Here is a 22403-nt window from a genome sequence, read left to right as displayed (position 1 = left end):
GTGATCTCCTTCAGACCAGGACCAGGTTATCGCGATGCACCAGCTCAGGCTCGGCGCTGTAGCCCAGCAGGCTCTCGATGGCGTCGGACGGCTGGCCGATGATCTTCTGCGCCTCCAGGGCGCTGTAGTTGGCCAGGCCACGGGCCACTTCCAGGCCATCGGGGCCGACGCAGACCACCATCTCGCCACGGCGGAAGCTACCCTGCACGGTCTTCACGCCCACCGGCAGCAGGCTCTTGTTCGATTCGCGCAGGGCCTTCACCGCGCCGTCGTCGAGCACCAGGGTGCCACGGGTCTGCAGGTGGCCGGCCAGCCACTGCTTGCGCGCGGCGAGCATGCCGCGCTCGGGCGACAGCAGGGTGCCCAGGCGCTCGCCGGCCTTCAGGCGATCCAGCACGCGCTCGATACGGCCACCAATGATGATGGTGTGGGCACCGGAACGGGCGGCCAGGCGCGCGGCGCGCAGCTTGGTCTGCATGCCGCCGCGGCCCAGGGCGCCACCGGTACCGCCGGCCACGGCGTCCAGCGACGGGTCGTCGGCACGGGCTTCGTAGATCAGCTGGGCTTCGGGGTTGTTGCGCGGGTCGGCGTCGAACATGCCGTCGCGGTCAGTGAGGATCACCAGCAGGTCGGCTTCCACCAGGTTGGCCACCAGGGCGGCCAGGGTGTCGTTGTCGCCGAAGCGGATCTCGTCGGTGACCACGGTGTCGTTCTCGTTGATCACCGGCACCACGCCCAGGTCGACCAGCGTGCGCAGGGTGCTGCGGGCATTGAGGTAACGCTTGCGGTCGGAGAGGTCGTCGTGGGTCAGCAAGATTTGCGCGGTGTGCTTGCCATGCTCGCCAAAGCTCGACTCCCAGGCCTGCACCAGGCGCATCTGGCCGATCGAGGCGGCGGCCTGCAGCTCGTTCATCGCGCTCGGTCGCGAGGTCCAGCCCAGCTGGCTCATGCCGGCGGCCACGGCCCCGGAGGAGACCAGCACCAGTTCCACGCCCGCTTCACGCAGGGCCACCATCTGCTCGACCCACACCGCCATGGCGCCGCGGTCGAGGCCCTTGCCATCGGCGGTCAGCAGCGCGCTGCCGATCTTCACGACCCAGCGCTGGGCGCCAGTCACCTTGCTTCGCATCTTCTCTTCCAACCTATGTCGAATCTGTAGATACCGTGGATACAAAAACGCCGCTCCAGAGAGCGGCGTTTAGTGTACTGCAACCGATCAGTCGCGCACGTAAATGATTTCCGGGCCGTCTTCGTCGTCCTCGAAGTCATCCCAGTCATCATCGTCACCGATGTCGTGCACGCTCTTGACGCCAGTACGACGCAGGGTGCGGGCATCGTCCAGGGCCTGCAGCTGGGCACGGGCCTCGTCCTCGATGCGCTGGTCGAGCTCGGCCAGTTCCTCGGCGTAGGCCGGGTCGTTGGCCAGGCGGTCGGCGCGGTCTTCGAGGTAGCGCATCAGGTCGTGGCTGAGCTTCTCGGTGCCCTGCTTGGCGATGGCCGAGATGACATAGACCGGACCGTCCCAGTTCAGGCGCTCGACCACTTCCTTGACGCGCTCATCCTTCTCGTCGTCCATGATCATGTCGGCCTTGTTCAGCACCAGCCAGCGCTCACGGTCGACCAGCGCCGGGCTGAACTGCGCCAGCTCGTTGATGATGATCTCGGCGGCATCGGCCGGGCTGCTGCCGTCCAGCGGCGCCAGGTCGACCAGGTGCAGCAGCACGCGGGTACGGGCCAGGTGCTTGAGGAAGCGGATGCCCAGGCCGGCACCTTCGGAGGCGCCTTCGATCAAGCCGGGGATGTCGGCGATGACGAAGCTCTTCCAGCGGTCGACACTGACCACGCCCAGGTTCGGCACCAGGGTGGTGAACGGGTAGTCGGCGACTTTCGGCTTGGCGGCCGAGACCGAGCGGATGAAGGTGCTCTTGCCGGCGTTCGGCAGGCCCAGCAGGCCGACGTCGGCCAGGACCTTCATTTCCATCTTCAGGTCGCGCTGATCGCCGGGCTTGCCCGGGGTGGTCTGGCGCGGCGCCCGGTTGGTGCTGGACTTGAAGCGGGTGTTGCCCAGGCCGTGCCAGCCGCCCTGGGCGACCATCAGCTTCTGGCCCGGGGTGATCAGGTCACCGATGACTTCCTGGGTGGCTGCGTCGATCACGGTGGTGCCCACCGGCACGCGCAGGAACAGGTCATCGCCCTTCTTGCCGGTGCAGTCGGTGCTGCCGCCGTTGGAGCCGCGCTGGGCTTCGTGGTGACGGGTGTAGCGGTAGTCGACGAGGGTGTTGAGGTTCTCGTCGGCCACCATGTACACCGAACCGCCGTCGCCACCGTCACCGCCGTTGGGGCCACCGTTCTCGATGAATTTCTCGCGGCGGAAGCTCATGCAACCGTTGCCGCCGTCACCGGCCTTAACCCGGATCGATACTTCGTCTACAAACTTCATTCAAAACCGCCTCTCGTCGGACGACGAGTCGAAAACCAGAAAACCATGAGGCTCTTGCAAAAATGAGCGCGGCGGCCCCGTACCATCAGAAACCAACGCCGGCAGCCCAGACAAACAGCTTTGCAAGAGGCTCACCACAAACGAAAAAGCCCCGTCGCATGACGGGGCTTCTGGAGCGACGTCGCGATTAAGCGGCGACGATGCTCACGTAACGGCGCATGAACTCGCCTTTCTTCTCGAACTTGATCACGCCTTCGATCTTGGCGAACAGGGTGTGATCCTTGCCCATGCCAACGCCGTAGCCAGCGTGGAATTCGGTGCCGCGCTGACGGACGATGATGTTGCCCGGCTTGATCACCTGGCCGCCATACATCTTCACGCCAAGGCGTTTAGATTCTGAGTCGCGACCGTTACGAGTACTACCACCAGCCTTCTTGTGAGCCATGGTTCAATTCTCCAATAAATTCAGGGGATCGGGGCGATTAAGCCTGGATACCGGTGATTTTGATTTCGGTGAACCACTGGCGGTGGCCCATGCGCTTCATGTGGTGCTTACGACGACGGAACTTGATGATGCGAACCTTGTCGTGGCGGCCTTGCGAAACGACTTCGGCCACTACTTTAGCACCAGCAACAACTGGAGCGCCGATGGTGACTTCTTCACCGTTGGCGACCAGCAGGACGCGATCGAAGGTCACGGATTCGCCAGTGGCGACTTCCAGTTTTTCGATCTTGAGGAATTCACCTTCAGCGACTTTGTACTGCTTGCCGCCGGTAACGATTACTGCGTAAGACATGGTATTTCTCCGATAATCCTGCTCACCCAGCGCTTTATATGATGAGTATTGGCTGGCATGGCTGCACAAGGCTGGAACGGCCCGGTGCAATTGCGTAAGGCAGGTGCTGCCCAGGAAGTTAGGGTGCGCGATTGTACGCAACCCCATAAATGCTTGCAAGTACCGGCCCGGGGCCACGGCCACCGCGCCTTGACACACCGATACCTGCGACCTAGCATGCCGCGCAACCTCAATGGAGCAGCCGATGCAACCCCAATCCTTCTACCGCGCGGTAGCTGATGATTTCAGCGCCGTCGACGAGATCATCAAGAAGCAGCTGACCTCGCGCGTCCCGCTGGTATCGAAGATCGGCGACTATATCACCTCCGCCGGCGGCAAACGCCTGCGCCCGCTGCTGGTGCTGCTGTGCGGCAAGGCCCTGGGCCGCGAAGGCGACGACCTGCGCCTGCTGGCGGCAACCATCGAGTTCCTGCACACCGCCACCTTGCTGCACGACGACGTGGTCGACATGTCCGGCATGCGCCGTGGCCGCTCCACCGCCAACGCCCTGTGGGGCAACGCGCCGAGCGTGCTGGTGGGCGACTTCCTCTATTCGCGCTCGTTCGAGATGATGGTCGAGCTGGGCTCGATGCCGGTCATGCAGATCCTCTCCAAGGCCACCCGGGTGATCGCCGAGGGTGAAGTGCTGCAGCTGTCGCGCGTGCGCGACGCCAGCACCACCGAAGAGGTGTACATGGACGTCATCCGCGGCAAGACCGCGATGCTGTTCGAGGCCTCGACCCACAGCGCCGCCGCGCTGGCCGGCGCCACCGACGAGCAGCGCGAAGCACTGCGCACTTTCGGCGACCACCTGGGCGTGGCCTTCCAGCTGGTCGACGACCTGCTCGACTACAAGGGCGACTCCGAGACCCTGGGCAAGAACGTCGGCGACGACCTGGCCGAAGGCAAGCCGACCCTGCCGCTGATCTACACCATGCGCGAAGGCACCCCGGAGCAGGCCGCGCTGGTGCGCCAGGCGATCCAGAAAGGTGGCCTGGAAGACCTGGAGCAGATCCGCATCGCCGTCGAGGCATCCGGCGCCCTGGACTACACCGCGCAGATGGCCCGCGACTACGTCGCCCGCGCCATCGCCTGCCTGGAAGTGCTGCCGGCCAGCGAGTACCGGGATGCCCTGGTCGAGCTGAGCGAGTTCGCGGTCGCACGCACCCACTGATTCATCGCAACACCCTCATCGCGGGGCAAGCCCGCTCCCACGCCAGCACACATCATGGCGTGGGAGCGGGCTTGCCCCGCGATGCATTTGTGCAGCCAGCACCAAAACCTTATACAATGTGCGCCTTTACCCGCCTGTACTTGAAAGGAAAAGCCGTGAGCACTCTGCCACCCTGCCCCCAATGCAACTCCGAATACACCTATGAGGATGGCACCCAACTGATCTGCCCCGAATGCGCCCACGAGTGGTCGGCCAACGGCGAAGCCGAAGCCGCCAGCGACGACGTGGTGAAGAAGGATTCGGTCGGCAACGTCCTGCAGGACGGCGACACCGTCACCGTGATCAAGGACCTCAAGGTCAAGGGCTCGTCCCTGGTGGTCAAGGTCGGCACCAAGGTCAAGAACATCCGTCTGTGCGATGGCGACCACGACATCGACTGCAAGATCGACGGCATCGGCGCGATGAAGCTCAAGTCCGAGTTCGTGCGCAAGGTCTGATCTCCTGCCCCTCGGGGCTGCCCTGCGGGCGGCCCTGACAGATCCTGCAACAGGATCGCCTGCACCATTTGGAAGATTTCTTCCAATAGTCCCTTGCTATTTTGATAATAAGAATTATTCTCATTGGAAACGCTATCCAAGGAGAATAGCCATGACCTATCTGATCGACGCCTGGCTCGACCGCCCCCACCCCTACCTGCGTATCCTCCACCGCGAGACTGGCGAAGTGTGCGCCGTACTCGAGGAAGACGCGCTCGACGAACTGCGTGACCAGGGTGACCTGGACCTCACGGGGTTGAATTCGAGTGAACCCGGGGTGCTCAAGGAGCTGGTGAGGAATCTGTTTCTGTTCTGCTATGCGCGGGCGTTGCGCCCGGGGGGAACGGATTGGAACTGAAAGGCATCGCGGGTCAAGCCCGCTCCCACTGGTGCTCTGCTACTTCGTGGGAGCGGGCTTGACCCGCGATCAGGCATTACAGAACGTCGAGCAGCTCGACGTCGAACACCAGGGTGCTGTGCGGCGGGATGCTGCCGACGCCCTGGGCGCCGTAGGCCAGCTCGCTCGGCACGTACAGGCGCCATTTGCTGCCGGCGTTCATCAGCTGCAGGGCCTCGGTCCAGCCAGCGATCACACCACCGACCGGGAATTCGGCCGGCTGGCCGCGCTCGTAGGAGCTGTCGAACACGGTGCCGTCGATCAGGGTACCGTGGTAGTGGGTACGCACGTTGTCTTCGCGGGTCGGCTTGGCGCCTTCGCCTGCGGTCAGCACTTCGTACTGCAGGCCCGAGGCCAGGGTCACGATGCCTTCGCGCTTGGCGTTGAAGGCCAGGAAGTCCTTGCCGGCGGCAGCGGCGGCTTCGGCCTTGGCTGCGGCTTCGGCCTGCATCACTTCGCGGATGACCTTGAAGGCGGCCGACAGGTCTTCTTCGCTGACGCGGCTGTCGGCGCCGTTGAAGGCGTCGGTCAGGCCGGCAACGATAGCGTTCAGGTTGACGCCTGGTGGCGGGTTGTCACGCAGCTGGCCGCCCAGTTGGCGGCCGATGCCGTAGCTGACGCGGGATTCGTCGGTGGACAGGTTGAGTTCGGACATTGGCTTGCTCCGCTTAAGGGCGCACTGCATCCGCGCCCTAATGAAAAGGGCGAGCAGCCTAGCACACTGGTGCCGCGCGAAGCAGCTACCAGGCCGAACGCTGGGAAATCGGGACCTTGAGGTCTTCTTCCGGGTGCAGACCCAGGCCACACATCTCATCCTGCACGGACCAGTGAACCAGGTTCATCGACAGCAGGGGAAGCGCTTGCAGGAGCTGACGCGCGTCTTCGACCGAATGCACGCGCAAGCGCTTGCCACGCGCATCGTCCAATGGGTGGGGACGGCCCTTGACCCGGGCCTCGAGCAGGTAGTCACCACCTTCGATGGCGATCAGGTTGAGTTCGTCGACATGGCCAGCCCTGGCCTCGGTATTGAGCTGATGCAGGTTCATGGGCGTACCTCGCTGCGGGAACCACGCATGAGTGCTCATTTTTTGTACGACAACGGCGAAAGCACAAGCTGCCGTCGGTCAGAAAGATCGCGGGGCAAGCCCGCTCCCACGCATACCTTGAGGGTTGCGTGGGAGCGGGCTTGCCCCGCGATAGCGCCCAAACCAATCAGTGCTTGGTAATGCGATCCAAATAACCCATGACAAACGCCGAGATGACGAAGGTCATGTGGATGATCACGTACCACATCAGGTAGTCGGTGGAGATGTTCTGCGCATCCATGAACACCCGCAGCAGGTGGATCGACGAGATGGCGACGATGGACGCGGCGACCTTCATCTTCAGCGACGAAGAATCCATCTTGCCGAGCCAGTTGAGCTTCTCCTTGCTGTCGTCGATGTCCAGCTGCGAGACGAAGTTCTCGTAGCCCGAGATCATCACCATCACCAACAGGCCGCCGACCAGCGACATGTCGATCAGCGACAGGATCACCAGGATCAGGTCGGCTTCGGCGAGGGTGAAGACGTTGGGCAGGACATGGATGATTTCCTGGAAGAACTTCAGGGCCAGTGCCAGCAGGCCAAGCGAGAGGCCGAAGTAGATCGGGGCGAGCAGCCAGCGTGAGGCATACATCGCGTTTTCGAGGATACGTTCCATGGACAGTAGGGGACTCGTGAAGTGACTGGAAAAGCGAGCGCGAGTATAGCCAGCCACCTGTGACAGCAAAAGCCTGCGGCTGGTTGCCGCACGTGGGAACGGGCTTTGTGGAGACGACTTCGTGGGAGCGGGCTTGCCCCGCGATGGCGCCAGCCATCTTGTCACAATGGCCAGGCCGGGCCTTTATCGCGGGGCAAGCCCGCTCCCACGGGAACCTGGTTCCACAGCAAAGACGCTCAGGTCTCCGGATGGAACTGATAGTCCCCAAGATTGCGGCAACGCTCACCGTTGATCCGGCGCAACTGCGCCTGCAGGTGCAGGCACCAGATCTGCGGGTCTTCCGCGACCTGATAACCATGAAGGGTGAGGCTGTCGACGATGGCGTTCATCACCGACTCGGCCACCATCGGCCCATGGAACGGGCCCTGGGCCTTGATCGCCGAGGGTTGTTCGCCGGCCATGCCGGCGGCGAACAGCAAGGTCCACATGCCGTTGTCCCCGGCCAGCGGACGGATGCTGCATTCGATGCGGGTCACCAGGCCCAGGCACTGGCGGGTGAGGCTGAGGTTGCGCATGGCGGCGTCCCCTCTGTAAAGCCCTGTTCAGCCTGAAACCCTCAGGCTGTTTCCATCCTGAACCCTGACAACGTCCTTAAGTTCCACTTTAGCCGAGCTGAGGGAAAAGTTGGAAAACCGGCGCTGAACGGTAGCACATGGCCGCCAGCGCCGGTTTATTGACTCAGGCAGGCTTGGCCTGGGCGATGACCTCCTCCATGCGCTCCTTCTCGGCCTCCTTGATCTCCTCCTCGCTGATCATCTCGGCGATCACCCGCAGGCGCTCGACCACCCGGGCGTTGACGCTGCCCTCGGCGAATTCGCCCTTGTCGTCGACCGCGCCGGCTTCCTCGCCGACCAGCAGGCTCAGCGCCTCGTCGGCCTGGCTGACGGCGTAGACATGGAAGCGCCCGGCCTCGACCGCCTGCACCACCCGCTCGTCGAGCATCAGTGTGGCGACGTTGGCCCGCGGGATGATCACGCCCTGTTCGCCGGTCAGGCCACGGGCCTCGCAGAGACGGAAGAAGCCTTCGATCTTCTCGTTGACCCCGCCGACCGCCTGCACCTCGCCGAACTGGTTGATCGAGCCGGTGATGGCGAAGCACTGCTTGAGCGGCGTGCGCGACAGCGCCGAAATCAGTGTGCAGGCCTCGCCCAGCGAGGCGCTGTCGCCATCGACGTAGCCGTAGGACTGCTCCAGGGCGATGCTCGCCGAGATCGCCAGGGGGAACTCCTGGGCGTAGCGGCTGCCCAGGTAGCCGGTGAGGATCATCACCCCCTTGGAGTGGATCGGCTGGCCGAGGTTGACCTCGCGCTCGATGTCGACGATGCCGCTGCCGCCGGGGTAGACGGTGGCGGAAATCCGCGCCGGCATGCCGAACGCCGAATCACCGACCTCGAGCACGGTCAGGCCGTTGCACTTGCCGATCGCCGCGCCTTCGGTGTCGATCAGGATGATCCCGGCGAGCATGTCGTCGAGCACCCGCTGCGACACCCGCCCGGTGCGCTGGGCCTTGGCCTTGAGCGCGCGCTCGATGTGGCCGGCATCGGTCATGGCCTCGTTGGCCAGCTGGCGGATGAAGTCCGCCTCGCTGACCAGCTGGAACAGGTCGCCGATCCGTGCCGACAACCGCGACTGGTTCTCGGCCAGGCGCGCGCTGTAGGTGGCCAGGCGCGCCACCGCATCGCTGGTCAAAGGCGCCATGCCCTCTTCGTTGGTGCGGGTGCGCAACAGCTGGGCGAACTGCTCCAGGTTCTCGTCGACCATGGGCATGTCTTCGTCGAAATCCACCAGCACCCGGAACATCTCCTGGAAGTCCGAGTCGTGGTCCTGCAGCGCGTAGTACAGCTGGCGCGAGCCGATGATCACCAGCTTGACGCTGAGCGGGATCATCTGCGGCGTCAGGCTGACGGTGGCGACACGACCCAGTTCGCCCAGCGGCGACTCCATCTTCAGCTTGCGCGATTGCAGGGCGCGCTTGAGGGCGTCCCACACGAACGGCTCGCCGAGCATCTTCTCCGCTTCCAGGATCAGGAAGCCGCCGTTGGCGCGGTGCAACGCCCCCGCGCGCAACTGGCGGTAGGAGGTGTACAACGCGCCCTGGTCGGTGCTGTATTCAATGCGGCCGAACAGGTTGTCGTAGGTCGGGTGCGGCTCGAACACCACCGGCGCCCCGCCCTTGCCGGGATGGCCGACCACCAGGTTGGGCGCGTACTGCTCCTCGAGCATCTTGCGCGCCACGGCGTCGGTCTTGCTGTCATCGACCAACTGCTCGACCACGGTGCGCAGCAGGTTCAGCTGCACCGATTGCAGGTAGGCGCACACTGCGGCGTTTTCCGCGTACTTCTCCGACAGCGGCGCCAGCAGCGGCTGCAGGGCGAGGGTGATGGTCTCTTCATTGAGCTGGCGCAACTGGTTGTTCGATTCGCGCTTCCACTGCGGCAGGCTGGAGAGCTCCTCGTTCAGGCGTTCCTCCAGCTCGGCGATGTCCTCGTGGAAGCGCTCGCGCAACGCCTCCGGCAGTTGGGCGAATTCGGCTTCATCCAGCGCCTTGCCATCGGCCATGGGGGTGAAGGCGACATTGCTGCTGTCGCGGTACAGGGCCACGTCCTTTTCCAGCGAGGCCCGTTCGATCACGTCCAGCGCCCGGTCGTAACGCTGGTTGAAGGCGCGGTCGATGGCGCTCTTCTTCTGCTGGTAGGACGGGTGCTCGAACACCGCCGGGAAGGTAGCCAGCAAGTTGTCGATCAGCCCGTTCATGTCGCTGATGAACTCATGGGCGCTGCCGGACGGCAGCTCGAGGGCGCGGGGCTCGCGGGAGTCCTCGAAGTTGTTGACGTACAGCCAGTCGGCCGGGGTGTGCTGGCGCTTGCCTTCGGCCTTGAGGTAACGCTTGACGAACGAGAAGCGGCCCGTGCCGGGCTCGCCCATCACATACACGTTGTAACCGGGGCGCGGCATGGCCACGCCGAACTGCAGGGCCTCGACGGCACGCTCCTGGCCCAGGACGCCACGAAACGGCTCCAGGTCGTCGGTGTTGGAGAAAGCGAACTGTTCAGCGGAGAAACGCCGGGTCAGGGCTTCGGGCGCGAGACGCAGGCGCGAGGCGACAGAATCGGGCATTGGGTTTCCTTACTTCGGCGGGGCGGATGGAAGGCATTCTGGCGCCGCCAGCGCGCAGCGGCAAGGCTCCGTGGGACTTTATGTCACAGCCCAACATGGCCGATCGCGCAAGCAATTTTTCGCAATAAACAACGCAACCTTTGGATCGTGCCTAAACTCCAAGCTGCGCAGGGGGATGGAAATCCTCCCGCCCTGGCAACCGCGTTGCCAGAACCCTGACCATTGGTACGTCACTTGAGAAAGAGAACAACGCTATGAAACGGATTCTTCTGGGTACTCTGTTCGCCGCTGTCTCGATCAACGCCATGGCCGAAGCGCCGGGCGGCCCGAACTGCGGCTGGGGCAACCTGCTGTTCGAGGGCCAGCGCGGCACACCGGCCCACTTCCTGGCTTCCACCACCAACGGCACCTCCGGCAACGCAACCTTCGGCATGACCTCGGGCACCAACGGCTGCTCGACCAAGGCCGCGCTCACCTATGGCGGCAAATCCTGGTTCGCCATGAACGGCATGATGAACGAGCTCTCCGAAGACATGGCCCAGGGCCAGGGCGAAGCCCTGACCACCTATGCCGTGGTCCTCGGTGTAGCCCCTGAAGACCGCGCGCGCTTCGCCGCCGTCACCCATGAGCACTTCCAGCAGATCTTCAGCAGCGCCGACGTGACTGCCGAGACTGTCCACTCCAACACCCTGGCCGTGCTCAAGAGCGACCCGCAACTGGCCAAGTACGCCACCGAGGCTTGAGTTCCACGCCTCCCGCCCCGGTTGCGGGGCGGGTTTGGCGCTTCACCTTCCGGCATCATCAGGATGTAGTTGCCCGACATGCTCAAACGCCTCGCTTCCCTGGCGCTGCTCGTCAGCGCACCGATTCATGCCGCACCCCAGCTCGACCCGGCCCGCGTCCAGCAGTTGGCGGCCACGCCCTACTGGATCGCCCTCGGGCACTACGAGACCGCCAAGCTCGGCGGCTGGCGCAGCTATGTGGACGATCGACGCTTCTTCCTCGCCGAAGATGGCGCCCATCACCCGGACCTGGAGCTGCAGGCCACGGTCGCCGCCCTGTACGCCCCGGCCAGCCTGGGCGACAAGCATGCCCAGTGCGTGTTCCCCGCACGCACCCGCTGGCTGCGCGAGCAGCTGGACCTCACCGGCCTGCCGAGCCCGGACTGCCAGGAATTCAAGACCTGGTACAAATCCATCGACCCGCACAGCGCAACGCTGATCTTCCCAGCGGCCTACCTCAACAGCCCGTCGTCGATGTTCGGCCACACGCTGCTGCGCATCGACCAGTCCAACACCCGCCGCGACGACACCACGCTGCTGAGTTACGCGATCAACTTCGGCGCCTACATCGAAGGCAGCGACAACAGCATCCTCTATGCCTGGAAGGGCCTGATGGGTGGCTATCCCGGCCTGTTCGCGATGATGCCCTACCAGGAGAAGCTCTCCGAGTACCGCAGCCTGGAAAACCGCGACCTGTGGGAATACCAGTTGGACCTGACGCCCGAGGAGACCGGACGCATGGTCGAGCACGTGTGGGAGCTCAAGCAGATCAAGTTCGACTACTTCTTCTTCGACGAGAACTGCTCCTACCGCCTGCTGGAACTGCTGCAGGTGGCACGCCCGAGCCTGGACCTGACCTCGCAGTTCCCGCTGACCGCCATTCCCACCGACACGGTCAAGGCGGTCAAGCAGTCGGGGCTGGTCTCCGACGTGCGCTACCGCCCCTCCCGCGAGCGCGAGCTGCTGGCCCGCGCCGAGCCGCTGGACCATGAGGAGAAACAGCAGGTTTTGGCCATCAGCGCCGACACCGCCCAGCTGCAGAGTCCTGACTTCACCGCCCTGCCCCGCGAGCGCCAGGCGCTGGTGCAGGATGCCGCCTACCGCCTGGAACGCTACCGGGCCAACGGCCAGGAACGCGACCCGGCCCAGGCCGCGCGCAGTTTCGAACTGCTCAAGGCGATCAACCGCAACCCGCCGCCACCGCTGGCGATCGAGCGTCCAGGCCTGCCCGAGGACGGCCACCAGTCGCGCACCTGGCAACTGGGGGTCGGCAGCCGCGAGGACCGCGCCTATGCCGAGTACGGCCTGCGCATGGCCTATCACGACCTCAACGACAACCTGTATGGCTTCCCGCTGGGCGCGCAGATCGAGATCCTCCAGCTCAAGCTGCGCCAGTACGAGGGCAACGACTGGCAGGTGCAGCGCCTGGACCTGGCCACCATCCGCTCGCTGACCCCGCGCAATGAGTTGCTCAAGCCCTGGTCGTGGCAGGTCGCCGGGGGCCTGGAGCGGGTGCCGGGCAAGCACGACGACGAGGTGCTGGTCAGCCATGTCAACGGCGGCGCCGGCGGCACCTGGCAGCTGGGCGACGACCTGCTGGGCTTTGCCCTGGGTACAGTGCGGGTTGAACACCACAATGATTTCGCCGAGTTCATCTCGCCGGCGGCCGGGTTCAATGGCGGGCTGCTGTGGCGCAATCCGCTGGGCAACCTGACCCTGGAGGCCAAGGGGGATTACTTTGCCAATGGCGAGGTACGGCGCAGCGTTAGCCTGAACCAGCAGTGGGAGATTAGCCGTGACCTGGGGCTGAGGTTGAGCGCTTCGCGGCAGTTCAGTCATCTGGCCACGGCGCAGAACGAGGTGATGCTGGAACTGAAGTGGTATCAGTATTGAAACCGTGGGGTCGCTGCGCAGCCCTTTCGCGGCACGAGGCCGCTCCTACACTGTAGGAGCAGCCTTGCGCCGCGAAAGGACCGCAAAGCGGTCCAGGTGCAATCCTTCGACAGCGTTTTGACATCGCGCCGACAATTCCCCTCCTAGACTTTGCGCTATCACTCCGAGGGGCTGGTGGCCATGTTGCGGTACGGGTTGGGATTGTGCGTCGTGTTACTGCTGGCGGGGTGCGAGACCACCCACGAACAGATGGTCAATCAAGGCTATCCCCCCGCCTACGCCGACGGCTTCCAGGACGGCTGCAGCAGCGGTCGCCAGGCCGCCGGGCTGATGGCCGGCGACTTTCGCAAGGATGTCCCGCGCTACCTGCGCAATCGCCAGTACGAAAGCGGCTGGGACGACGGCTTTCGCCAGTGCCACTCGATGCAGTCCAACGAAGACCTGCGCGAATACCGCGAACGCTACTGGGATGAGCGCGACCGCGACTGGCAGCAGGAAAAGGACCAGGACGCCGCCCGCGCCTATCGCCGCAAGTGACGTCGCAAACGGACAACCGTTGCAACCCGCAACCTGCCACCATGGTCTCCAGTACAAGGAGGCCTTTGCATGAGCCGAGCATTCGTCAACGAGGACCAGGCCGCCGCCCAGGCCAGCCAGCCGGTGGAGCGACGCGTCAGCGACCAGCCCAACTATGTCACTGCCAGCGGTCTTGCCCAGTTGCAGCAACGGCTGGCCGCGCTCAATGCGCTACGCGGCGAGCTGCAAGCGCAGGGCGAGCGCGCCGACCGACAGCGATTGGCCGATACCGAGCGTGACCTGCGCTACTTCAACGCCCGCGTACAAAGTGCGCAGGTGGTGCCTACTGCCACGTCCACGCAGAAGGTACAGATTGGCAGCCGGGTGCGCTTTGTCGATGAGAATGGCCAGGAGCATCAGGTGCAACTGGTGGGCGAGGACCAGGCAGATGCGCAGCATGGGCTGATCAACTGGGGCTCACCGCTGGGGCGGGCGTTGCTGGGGGCGGGGCCTGGGGATGAGGTGTTGTGGCGAAGGCCGGCGGGGGATCAGATGATCGAGATTGCCGGGATCGAGGTTGAGGGTTGAGGGGCTGCTTTGCAGCCCTTTCGCGGCACAAGGCCGCTCCTACAGGTATTGCGCAAAGATTGGACCATGCGCTGTACCTGTAGGAGCGGCCTTGTGCCGCGAAAGGGCCGCAGAGCGGCCCCTGCGATCCGAGATCAGACCACGCCCTGGGCCAGCATGGCATCGGCGACTTTCACAAAGCCCGCGATGTTGGCGCCTTTCACATAGTTGATGCGGCCATCAGCCTCTTCCCCATAATGCACGCACGCATGGTGGATCGACTGCATGATGTGGTGCAGCTTGCTGTCCACCTCGCCTGCAGTCCACAGCAGGCGCATGGCGTTCTGCGACATCTCAAGGCCCGACACGGCCACGCCACCGGCGTTGGAAGCCTTGCCCGGCGCATAGAGGATGCCGGCCTCGATGAAGATATCCACAGCCTCCAGGGTAGTCGGCATGTTGGCGCCCTCGGCCACGCAGATGCAGCCGTTGCGCAGCAGGGTACGGGCGTCCTCGGCGTTCAGCTCGTTCTGGGTGGCGCACGGCAGGGCGATGTCGCACGGCAGGCTCCACGGCGTCTGCCCCTTGCGGAACTCCAGGCCGAACGGCCCGGCCAGCTCGCTGAGGCGGCCACGCTTGACGTTCTTCAGTTCCATCAGCGCATCCCATTGCGCGTCGCTCAGCCCGGCTTCACAGAACAGGGTGCCTTCGGAGTCGGACAGCGAGATGACCTTGCCGCCCAGGTCCATGACCTTGCGCGCGGCGTACTGGGCAACGTTGCCGGAGCCAGAGATCGCCACGCGGCGACCGTCGATGCGCTTGTCCTGGCGCTTGAGCATCTCTTCGGCGAAATACACGCAGCCGTAGCCGGTGGCCTCCGGACGGATCAGGCTGCCGCCGTAGGTCATGCCCTTGCCGGTCAGCACCGAGGTGAACTGGTTGGCCAGGCGCTTGTACTGACCGAACAGGAAGCCGATCTCGCGGGCGCCGACGCCGATGTCACCGGCCGGCACGTCAAGGTCGGCGCCGATGTGACGGTACAGCTCGCTCATGAATGCCTGGCAGAAGCGCATCACTTCGGCGTCGCTCTTGCCCTTCGGATCGAAGTCCGAACCGCCCTTGCCGCCGCCCATGGGCAGCGAGGTCAGCGAATTCTTGAACACCTGCTCGAAGGCCAGGAACTTGAGCACGCCCAGGTTCACCGACGGGTGGAAACGCAGGCCGCCCTTGTACGGGCCGATGGCGCTGCTCATCTGGATGCGGTAGCCGCGGTTGACCTGGACCTTGCCCTGATCATCGACCCACGACACACGAAACAGCACGGCGCGCTCGGGCTCGACCATGCGCTCGAGGATGCCCGCCTGCAGGTAGTGAGGATTGGCTTCGAGGAAAGGCCACAGGCTGCGCAGCACCTCCTCCACGGCCTGGTGGAACTCGGGCTGGGCCGGGTCGCGCTGTTGCAGGCGGGCCAGGAAATCGTCGACAGATTCGATCATGGTAGACATCTCACCAAGAGGGATTGTTTTTGGTTTTTTCCCGAATGTACCAAGAACCAATCGCACTGGAACAGGGCGAGATGTCGTTTTTATGAAATTATTTGGTGCAATTTCTATAAGTGTATACAGAATCAATGACTGAATCGTGAGAGCGGGCTTGCCCCGCGATTGCCTGAGCGCGAGCCATCGCGGGGCAAGCCCGCTCCCACGCAAACAAAACAAACAGCATATTCCAGGCACAAAAATGGGGCCCCGAAGGGCCCCATTCTTGTGCAACCGAAACCGCCTTACTGGGCCAGTTTCTTGTGACGCACACGGTGCGGCTGGGCAGCGGCGTCGCCCAGGCGCTTCTTGCGGTCGGCTTCGTACTCGGTGTAGTTGCCCTCGAAGAACACCACGCTCGAGTCGTCCTCGTACGCCAGGATGTGAGTGGCCACACGGTCCAGGAACCAACGGTCGTGGGAAATCACGATGGCGGCGCCCGGGAAGTCCAGCAGGGCTTCCTCCAGGGAACGCAGGGTTTCGACGTCGAGGTCGTTGGACGGTTCGTCGAGCAGCAGGACGTTGCCGCCCTCCTTCAGGGTCAGGGCCAGGTGCAGGCGGCCACGCTCACCACCGGAGAGGTCCTTGACGAACTTCTGCTGGTCGCCGCCCTTGAAGTTGAAGCGGCCGACGTAGGTGCGCGACGGGATCTCGTAGCTGCCGATGCGAATCTGGTCGGAACCGTCGGAGATCTGCTGGAACACGGTCTTGCTGCCGTCCAGGTCCTCGCGGCTCTGGTCGACGCAGGCCAGCTGCACGGTTTCGCCGATCTCGATGCTGCCCGAGTCCGGTTGCTCCTTGCCCATCAGCATGCGGAACAGGGTCGACTTACCGGCACCGTTGCCGCCGATCACGCCAACGATGGCGCCCTTGGGCATGGCGAACGACAGGTTGTCGATCAGCACGCGATCGCCGTAGCCCTTGGTGACGTTCTTGAACTCGATGACCTTGTCGCCCAGGCGCGGACCGGCCGGGATATAGATCTCGTTGGTCTCGCTGCGCTTCTGGAATTCCTGCGACTGCATCTCTTCGAAGCGCTGCAGACGGGCCTTGGACTTGGACTGGCGGGCTTTCGCGCCTTTGCGCACCCACTCCAGTTCCTCTTTCATGGCCTTCTCGTGGGCGCTCTGCTGCTTGGATTCCTGGGCCAGACGATCCGACTTGGCCTCCAGCCAGCCCGAGTAGTTGCCTTCGTACGGGATGCCGGCGCCGCGGTCCAGTTCGAGGATCCAGCCGGCGACGTTGTCGAGGAAGTAACGGTCGTGGGTGATCGCCACCACGGTGCCGGGGAAGTCGTGGAGGAAACGCTCAAGCCAGGCCACCGAGTCGGCGTCCAGGTGGTTGGTCGGTTCGTCCAGCAGCAGCATGTCGGGAGCCGACAGCAGCAGGCGGCACAGGGCCACGCGGCGCTTCTCGCCACCGGACAGGTGCTCGATCCTGGCGTCCCAGGCCGGCAGGCGCAGGGCGTCGGCGGCGACGTCCAGCTGACGCTCCAGGTTGTGGCCGTCGGCGGCCTGCAGGATGGCCTCGAGCTTGGCCTGCTCGGCGGCCAGCTTGTCGAAGTCGGCATCCGGGTCGGCGTAGGCGGCGTAGACCTCGTCCAGGCGAGCCTGGGCGTCCTTGATCACGCTGACCGCTTCCTCGACCACTTCACGCACGGTCTTGGTCGGGTCCAGTTGCGGCTCCTGGGGCAGGTAGCCGACGTTGATGTCGGGCATCGGACGGGCTTCGCCGTCGAATTCCTTGTCGACGCCTGCCATGATCCGCAGCAGGGTCGATTTACCCGCGCCGTTCAGGCCCAGCACGCCGATCTTGGCGCCCGGGAAGAACGACAGGGAAATATTCTTGAGAATTTCCCGCTTCGGCGGCACGACCTTGCTCAGCCGATGCATGGTGTAGACGTATTGAGCCAAAACCAAGCCCTCTATCAGATAGGTAAAGACACGCGCCCCGGCATGGGCCAGGGGGATGTAGTTACGGGGTGTCGTTGAACAAAGTGGGCCATTCTACGCCAAGTCGCGGCGTTGCACAGATGGGGTAGATGGCGGGGCCGCTCGGCGGCTATCGCGGGTCAAGCCCGCTCCCACGCCACGGCATTGTTTCGTGGGAGCGGGCTTGACCCGCGATAGGGTGAGCAGGCTCAGACGTGAGCTTGCTTTACCTTGCCACGCGGCAAACGGCAACGGTCCGACTGTTCGGACAGACGCGCGGCCCAGGCGGCCTTGACGCTGAAGCCACCGCTGCGAGCAGGTTTTTCAGCAGCCTTGGCGGCGGCGGGCTTGCTCGCGACCTTGGCGGGCGCGGCAACAGGCTTGGCAGGCGCCGGGGCGACGGGCTCGACCGCAGGCTTGGCCTGTTTGCGCAGTTCGGCCAGCGACGGCGTCTTGTTGGCACTGACGGCAGCCGTGTCCGGCTTGGCCAGCGAACGCTGGCAGGTCTTGCAGGATACGTCCTCGGCCACGGCCGTGCTGACCAGGGTCTGACTGCTACGCCCACAGGCGGAATCGAGGCCGTTGGAGGAATAGTGGGTAACCAAAACCGTACATCTCCGTTGCGTTGACTATGAAGCGGGCGGCATTCTCGCACAGGTTGCAGGGGCTTGCCGAACCGACATGACCGGCTGCTGACCAGACCGCGGACACACGGACTGGCACTTTGCCATATTTGAAGGCATGCTAGTCGGCTTCTCGCCTGCGTCTTATAGTGCGCAGCGACCACGGCACGCGCCGTGCATGCTGCGAGAACCCAACCCCTGCCATCGCCAGCCCAATCGCAGGACCCAACGCTTGACCAATCTCACGCAACCGTCATCCCTGCGGCCTGCCGACACCTCGGCCGGCGCACACCTGCGTGGCTCGCTCAAGGGGGCGCTGGCCCTGCTCGCCCTGGTTTTGCTGGGCTTGCTGCTGTGGCAACTGTTCGCCCAATTCCGCCATACCCAGGCCGACCTGCGCCAGCACAGCCTGGCGACCAGCGCCGAACTGGCCGACCACCTGAGCCTGAACATGGCGCTCAAGGCCCAGCAATCGCTGAACCTGGTCCAGCCTTACGTCAAACCACCGGCGCCCGCCGCCCTGCCGAGCCTGCTCACTACCTTGCAGGCGCGCCTGCCGGCCCTGCGCGACCTGGCCTGGCTGGACGCCGCCGGGCAGGTGCGCAGCGACAGCCTCGACGGTACCCCGGACCGTCAGCTGATTGACGACCTCCTGCAACTGAATCAGGGCCGCGCCTTCTTCTATGGCAACGGCCCCGACAATAAACAGGTGTACCTGCTGCTGCGCCAGCCGACCGAACAGGACCGCGGCTACTGGCTGCTGCGCCTGAGCCCGGACTACTACTCAGAGCTGACCCGTCACCTGGACGGCCCCACCCACCCCCTGTGGCTGCTGGAAAACAGCCGCAGCGGCGAGGTCATCGAGCACCACGGCCACCGCCAGACCAGCGATGAACCGCTGCAGAGCGTGATGCTTGCGTTCATCGACAACAGCACCTGGCAACTGCGCGGCCTGTTCGACGCCGGCCTTGCCCGCGACAAACTGCTGCCGGCGCTGATCGGCAAGTGCGTGCTGGTGCTGTTCTGCGCCCTGCTGCCGGTGCTGGCGCTGATCAACATGCGCCGGCGCCAGCGCGCCCTGCAGGAAGATCGCCGACGCTACCAGGAAATCTTCGAGGGCACCGGCGTGGCCCTGTGCGTGCTCGACCTCTCCAGCCTGCCCGGCCAGCTCGACCGCTATCACCTGCGCAACCGCGCCGCGCTCAAGCAGAGCCTGGCGCTGGACACCAGGCTGCGACGCACACTGCTGGCGGAACTGAAGATCACCGAGATCAACCAGGTGGCGCGCCAGTTGCTCAACGTCGACTGCCACGAAGGCGCCTGGCAGCGCCTGATCGAAGGCAGCGGCGACAGCCGCGACAGTGTCGGCATGCAGTTGCTCGACGCGCTGATCGAAGAGCGCCAGCAGCTTGAGCTGGAAGTGCGCCTGCCCGCCCCGCTGGGCGGCGAGCTGCACCTGTGGCTGATGGCCCGCCTGCCCCAGCAGCGTCGCGACTACCAGGCGGTGATCCTGAGCATCAGCGACATCACCAGCCGCAAGCAGGTGGAGCTGTCGCTGCTGGAGCGCGAAGGCTTCTGGTCGGATGTGGTGCGCACCGTGCCCGACCAGCTCTACGTGCAGGACGTCAACAGCCAGCGGATGATCTTCAGCAACCGCCACCTCGGCCAGACCCTGGGCTACGACCGCGTGGAGCTGGCACAGATGGGCGACCGTTTCTGGGAGATGCTCCTGCACCCCGGCGACGCCGAGCACTACCGCGCCCTGCGCCAGCAGCAGCGCGATACCAGCTACGGCGAGTCGCTGCACTGCCAGCTGCGCTTCCGCCACCGTGACGGCGGCTGGCGCTGCTACGACATCCGCGAACAAGTGCTGACCCGCGACAGCGAGGGCCTGGTCACCCGCATCATCGGCGTGGGCAAGGATGTCACCGTGCAGATCGAGGCCAGCGAGTCCCTGCGCGACAGCGAACAGCGCTACCGCATGCTCGCCGAGAGCATCAGCGACGTGATCTTCTCCACCGACAGCCAGCTGCAGCTGAACTACGTCAGCCCCTCGGTGCAGGCGGTGCTGGGCTATCAGGCCGACTGGATCTTCGCCAACGGCTGGCAGTCGATCGTCGCCAACCCCGCCCAGCTCAGCGGCGTCTACAACCTGCTGGAGCGGGTCAGCAAGGTGCTGGGCGACAGTGAGCAACTGGCCCAGTTGCGCAGCACCCTGCCCACCCAGCTGTTCCTGTTCGACTGCCTGCGCGCCGATGGCCGCAAGATCCCCATCGAATTGCGCCTGGTGCTGGTGTGGGACGAACACGAGCGTTTCGAGGGCGTGCTTGGCGTGGGCCGCGATATCAGCCAGCAGCGCCGGGCCGAGAAAGACCTGCGCATGGCCGCGACAGTGTTCGAACACTCCACCTCGGCGATCCTCATCACCGACCCGGCCGGCTATATCGTCCAGGCCAACGAGGCCTTCAGCCGGGTCAGCGGCTATGCCGTGGCCGAGGTACTCGACCAGCTGCCCGGCATGCTCACCGTCGAACAGCAGCAGAGCGCCCAGCTGGGCTACGTGCTCAAGCAACTGAGCCAGCGCGGCACCTGGGAAGGCGAGGTCTGGCTCAAGCGCCGCAACGGTGAGCACTACCCGGCGTGGGTGGGCATCACCGCAGTGCTCGACGACGAGGGCGACCTGGCCAGCTACGTGTGCTTCTTCACCGATATCAGCGAGCGCAAGGCCAGTGAACAGCGCATCCATCGCCTGGCCTACTACGATGCCCTGACCCACCTGCCCAACCGCACACTGTTCCAGGACCGCCTGTACACCGCCCTGCAACAGGCCGAACGGCAGAAGGCCTGGGTGGTGCTGATGTTCCTCGACCTCGACCGATTCAAGCCGATCAACGACTCCCTCGGCCATGCCGCGGGCGACCGCATGCTCAAGGACATGGCCGAGCGCCTGCTGGCCTGCGTCGACGACGACGACACCGTGGCGCGCATGGGCGGCGACGAGTTCACCCTGCTGCTGCAGCCCAAGGCCAGCCGCGAGCAGGCGCTCAACCGGGCCATCCATGTCGCCGAGAACATCCTCGAGGGGCTGGTCACGCCGTTCGTCCTGGAAAACCGCGAGTTCTTCGTCACCGCCAGTATCGGCATCGCCCTGAGCCCGCAGGACGGCAGCGAGCTCAGCCAGCTGATGAAGAACGCCGACACGGCGATGTACCACGCCAAGGAACGCGGCAAGAACAACTTCCAGTTCTACCAGACGGACATGAACGCCAGCGCCCTTGAGCGCCTGGAGTTGGAAAGCGACCTGCGCCATGCCCTGGAGCAGAACGAGTTCATCCTCTACTACCAGCCGCAGTTCAGCGGCGACGGCAAGCGCCTGACCGGCGCCGAGGCGCTGCTGCGCTGGCGCCACCCAACCCGCGGCCTGGTGCCGCCGGGCGACTTCATCCCGGTGATCGAAGAGCTGGGCCTGGTGGTCGACGTCGGCGACTGGGTGCTGCGCGAGGCGTGCCGCCAGCTCAAGGCCTGGCACAAGGAGAAGGTGCGGGTGCCGAAGGTGTCGGTGAACATTTCCGCCCGGCAGTTCTCCGACGGCCAGCTGGGCACGCGCATCGCCACCATCCTCGAGGAAACCGGGCTGCCCCCGGCCTGCCTGGAGCTGGAGCTGACCGAGAGCATCCTGATGCGCGAGGTCAACGAGGCCATGCAGATCCTCGACAGCCTGAAGAACCTCGGCCTGAGCATCGCGGTCGATGACTTCGGCACCGGCTACTCGTCGCTCAACTACCTCAAGCAGTTCCCCATCGACGTGCTCAAGATCGACCGCACCTTCGTCGACGGCCTGCCCGAGGGCGAGCAGGACGCGCAGATCGCCCGGGCAATCATCGCCATGGCCCACAGCCTCAACCTGGCGGTGATCGCCGAGGGCGTGGAAACCCACGAGCAGCTGGAGTTCCTGCGCGAGCACGGCTGCGACGAGGTGCAGGGCTACCTGTTCGGCCGGCCGATGCCGGCCAACCAGTTCGAGGCGCAGTTCAGCAACGAGACGTTGTTCATGTTCCAGTAATCGCAAAACCACACGGCCCTGTAGGAGCGGCCTTGTGCCGCGAAAGGACCGCAAGGCGGTCCCCGCCAACCTTGCATCAACGCTGAAATCCTGGGGCTGCTACGCAGCCCTTTCGCGGCACAAGGCCGCTCCTACAAGGGCACGGCGTAGCGCCGGAAAAGCGGACCCAAAAGTCAACTCCAGCCCAGAAACGGCGCGGGTTGCAACATGAGGGCCATTGGTCCGCGAC

At 64.6% G+C, this 22403-nt stretch carries 20 protein-coding genes; 8 read left to right on the top strand and 12 right to left on the bottom strand.

The features are described from left to right. Positions 1-10: 10 nt before the first annotated feature. From proB to rplU, 4 genes are all read right to left on the bottom strand, one after another. On the bottom strand, positions 11-1129 hold the full coding sequence (gene proB, locus NMG10_RS10515; protein WP_203650531.1) for a glutamate 5-kinase: 1119 nt from the start codon (positions 1127-1129) through the stop codon (positions 11-13). 87 nt (positions 1130-1216) lie between these two features. Further along, the gene (gene cgtA / locus NMG10_RS10510; protein WP_110735931.1) at positions 1217-2440 is read right to left on the bottom strand and encodes an Obg family GTPase CgtA; all 1224 of its coding nucleotides are present in this window, start codon (positions 2438-2440) and stop codon (positions 1217-1219) included. A 187-nt stretch (positions 2441-2627) separates the two neighbouring features. Beyond that, complete coding sequence (rpmA, locus tag NMG10_RS10505; RefSeq protein ID WP_003247464.1) at positions 2628-2885, bottom strand: 50S ribosomal protein L27; 258 nt, start codon at positions 2883-2885, stop codon at positions 2628-2630. A 37-nt stretch (positions 2886-2922) separates the two neighbouring features. After that, positions 2923-3237, bottom strand: coding sequence for a 50S ribosomal protein L21 (rplU, locus tag NMG10_RS10500; protein WP_003247466.1), 315 nt, complete (start codon positions 3235-3237; stop codon positions 2923-2925). A 244-nt stretch (positions 3238-3481) separates the two neighbouring features. Here rplU and NMG10_RS10495 point away from each other — a divergent pair, with 244 nt between their 5' ends. The 3 genes from NMG10_RS10495 to NMG10_RS10485 all read left to right on the top strand — a co-directional run bounded on the left by NMG10_RS10495 (position 3482) and on the right by NMG10_RS10485 (position 5344). After that, the gene (locus NMG10_RS10495) at positions 3482-4450 is read left to right on the top strand and encodes a polyprenyl synthetase family protein (protein WP_186712958.1); all 969 of its coding nucleotides are present in this window, start codon (positions 3482-3484) and stop codon (positions 4448-4450) included. Between the two features lie 155 nt (positions 4451-4605). After that, positions 4606-4947 carry a zinc ribbon domain-containing protein YjdM gene (locus NMG10_RS10490; RefSeq protein ID WP_046857186.1) on the top strand — a complete coding sequence of 114 codons (342 nt, stop codon included), beginning with the start codon at positions 4606-4608 and terminating at the stop codon, positions 4945-4947. 151 nt (positions 4948-5098) lie between these two features. Continuing rightward, complete coding sequence (locus NMG10_RS10485) at positions 5099-5344, top strand: hypothetical protein (protein ID WP_028691179.1); 246 nt, start codon at positions 5099-5101, stop codon at positions 5342-5344. Between the two features lie 76 nt (positions 5345-5420). On the opposite strand, the gene NMG10_RS10480 is transcribed toward NMG10_RS10485, so the two are convergent. The 5 genes from NMG10_RS10480 to NMG10_RS10460 all read right to left on the bottom strand — a co-directional run bounded on the left by NMG10_RS10480 (position 5421) and on the right by NMG10_RS10460 (position 10261). Further along, positions 5421-6038, bottom strand: coding sequence for an FKBP-type peptidyl-prolyl cis-trans isomerase (locus NMG10_RS10480; RefSeq protein WP_203650529.1), 618 nt, complete (start codon positions 6036-6038; stop codon positions 5421-5423). An 85-nt stretch (positions 6039-6123) separates the two neighbouring features. Further along, complete coding sequence (locus NMG10_RS10475; protein WP_254464310.1) at positions 6124-6429, bottom strand: DUF6482 family protein; 306 nt, start codon at positions 6427-6429, stop codon at positions 6124-6126. A 166-nt stretch (positions 6430-6595) separates the two neighbouring features. Then, positions 6596-7084 carry a TIGR00645 family protein gene (locus tag NMG10_RS10470; protein WP_203650525.1) on the bottom strand — a complete coding sequence of 163 codons (489 nt, stop codon included), beginning with the start codon at positions 7082-7084 and terminating at the stop codon, positions 6596-6598. Positions 7085-7320: 236 nt separating this feature from the next. Beyond that, complete coding sequence (locus NMG10_RS10465; protein ID WP_023631147.1) at positions 7321-7659, bottom strand: hypothetical protein; 339 nt, start codon at positions 7657-7659, stop codon at positions 7321-7323. A gap of 163 nt (positions 7660-7822) precedes the next feature. After that, the gene (locus NMG10_RS10460; protein WP_203650523.1) at positions 7823-10261 is read right to left on the bottom strand and encodes a Lon protease family protein; all 2439 of its coding nucleotides are present in this window, start codon (positions 10259-10261) and stop codon (positions 7823-7825) included. A gap of 254 nt (positions 10262-10515) precedes the next feature. Here NMG10_RS10460 and NMG10_RS10455 point away from each other — a divergent pair, with 254 nt between their 5' ends. From NMG10_RS10455 to NMG10_RS10440, 4 genes are all read left to right on the top strand, one after another. After that, positions 10516-11004 carry a DUF3015 domain-containing protein gene (locus NMG10_RS10455; protein WP_028691183.1) on the top strand — a complete coding sequence of 163 codons (489 nt, stop codon included), beginning with the start codon at positions 10516-10518 and terminating at the stop codon, positions 11002-11004. A 78-nt stretch (positions 11005-11082) separates the two neighbouring features. Further along, positions 11083-12936 carry a DUF4105 domain-containing protein gene (locus tag NMG10_RS10450; RefSeq protein WP_232855729.1) on the top strand — a complete coding sequence of 618 codons (1854 nt, stop codon included), beginning with the start codon at positions 11083-11085 and terminating at the stop codon, positions 12934-12936. A gap of 180 nt (positions 12937-13116) precedes the next feature. Continuing rightward, the gene (locus tag NMG10_RS10445; protein WP_203652588.1) at positions 13117-13473 is read left to right on the top strand and encodes a hypothetical protein; all 357 of its coding nucleotides are present in this window, start codon (positions 13117-13119) and stop codon (positions 13471-13473) included. Between the two features lie 69 nt (positions 13474-13542). Continuing rightward, on the top strand, positions 13543-14040 hold the full coding sequence (locus NMG10_RS10440) for a GreA/GreB family elongation factor (protein WP_232855730.1): 498 nt from the start codon (positions 13543-13545) through the stop codon (positions 14038-14040). A gap of 134 nt (positions 14041-14174) precedes the next feature. Here the strand turns inward: NMG10_RS10440 and gdhA are convergent, their stop codons facing one another. The 3 genes from gdhA to NMG10_RS10425 form a co-directional block, all read right to left on the bottom strand. Next, positions 14175-15515 (bottom strand): NADP-specific glutamate dehydrogenase, encoded by a 1341-nt coding sequence (gene gdhA / locus NMG10_RS10435; RefSeq protein ID WP_203650517.1) that lies wholly within the window; start codon positions 15513-15515, stop codon positions 14175-14177. A gap of 287 nt (positions 15516-15802) precedes the next feature. Beyond that, positions 15803-17470, bottom strand: a complete 1668-nt coding sequence (gene ettA, locus NMG10_RS10430) for an energy-dependent translational throttle protein EttA (protein WP_186734197.1) — start codon at positions 17468-17470, stop codon at positions 15803-15805. A gap of 227 nt (positions 17471-17697) precedes the next feature. Continuing rightward, positions 17698-18093, bottom strand: coding sequence for a hypothetical protein (locus tag NMG10_RS10425; protein WP_203650514.1), 396 nt, complete (start codon positions 18091-18093; stop codon positions 17698-17700). 250 nt (positions 18094-18343) lie between these two features. Here NMG10_RS10425 and NMG10_RS10420 point away from each other — a divergent pair, with 250 nt between their 5' ends. Then, on the top strand, positions 18344-22174 hold the full coding sequence (locus tag NMG10_RS10420) for a GGDEF and EAL domain-containing protein (protein WP_232855731.1): 3831 nt from the start codon (positions 18344-18346) through the stop codon (positions 22172-22174). Positions 22175-22403 lie beyond the last annotated feature (229 nt).

The sequence above is a fragment of the Pseudomonas sp. DVZ6 genome, assembly GCF_024259445.1.
GTDB classification, from domain to species: domain Bacteria; phylum Pseudomonadota; class Gammaproteobacteria; order Pseudomonadales; family Pseudomonadaceae; genus Aquipseudomonas; species Aquipseudomonas peradeniyensis.
Note: the sequence above shows the minus strand (reverse complement) of the source record. Positions and strands in the feature narration are given on the sequence as shown.

Excerpts from the sequence above, each read along its gene's own strand:
- cgtA (WP_110735931.1), bottom strand. The coding sequence starts at position 2,440 with ATGAAGTTTGTAGACGAAGTATCGATCCGGGTTAAGGCCGGTGACGGC.
- rpmA (WP_003247464.1), bottom strand. The coding sequence starts at position 2,885 with ATGGCTCACAAGAAGGCTGGTGGTAGTACTCGTAACGGTCGCGACTCA.
- NMG10_RS10480 (WP_203650529.1), bottom strand. The coding sequence starts at position 6,038 with ATGTCCGAACTCAACCTGTCCACCGACGAATCCCGCGTCAGCTACGGC.
- proB (WP_203650531.1), bottom strand. The coding sequence starts at position 1,129 with ATGCGAAGCAAGGTGACTGGCGCCCAGCGCTGGGTCGTGAAGATCGGC.
- gdhA (WP_203650517.1), bottom strand. The coding sequence starts at position 15,515 with ATGATCGAATCTGTCGACGATTTCCTGGCCCGCCTGCAACAGCGCGAC.
- NMG10_RS10475 (WP_254464310.1), bottom strand. The coding sequence starts at position 6,429 with ATGAACCTGCATCAGCTCAATACCGAGGCCAGGGCTGGCCATGTCGAC.
- NMG10_RS10470 (WP_203650525.1), bottom strand. The coding sequence starts at position 7,084 with ATGGAACGTATCCTCGAAAACGCGATGTATGCCTCACGCTGGCTGCTC.
- NMG10_RS10455 (WP_028691183.1), top strand. The coding sequence starts at position 10,516 with ATGAAACGGATTCTTCTGGGTACTCTGTTCGCCGCTGTCTCGATCAAC.
- NMG10_RS10450 (WP_232855729.1), top strand. The coding sequence starts at position 11,083 with ATGCTCAAACGCCTCGCTTCCCTGGCGCTGCTCGTCAGCGCACCGATT.
- NMG10_RS10445 (WP_203652588.1), top strand. The coding sequence starts at position 13,117 with ATGTTGCGGTACGGGTTGGGATTGTGCGTCGTGTTACTGCTGGCGGGG.
- NMG10_RS10440 (WP_232855730.1), top strand. The coding sequence starts at position 13,543 with ATGAGCCGAGCATTCGTCAACGAGGACCAGGCCGCCGCCCAGGCCAGC.
- NMG10_RS10460 (WP_203650523.1), bottom strand. The coding sequence starts at position 10,261 with ATGCCCGATTCTGTCGCCTCGCGCCTGCGTCTCGCGCCCGAAGCCCTG.
- NMG10_RS10485 (WP_028691179.1), top strand. The coding sequence starts at position 5,099 with ATGACCTATCTGATCGACGCCTGGCTCGACCGCCCCCACCCCTACCTG.
- rplU (WP_003247466.1), bottom strand. The coding sequence starts at position 3,237 with ATGTCTTACGCAGTAATCGTTACCGGCGGCAAGCAGTACAAAGTCGCT.
- NMG10_RS10465 (WP_023631147.1), bottom strand. The coding sequence starts at position 7,659 with ATGCGCAACCTCAGCCTCACCCGCCAGTGCCTGGGCCTGGTGACCCGC.
- NMG10_RS10495 (WP_186712958.1), top strand. The coding sequence starts at position 3,482 with ATGCAACCCCAATCCTTCTACCGCGCGGTAGCTGATGATTTCAGCGCC.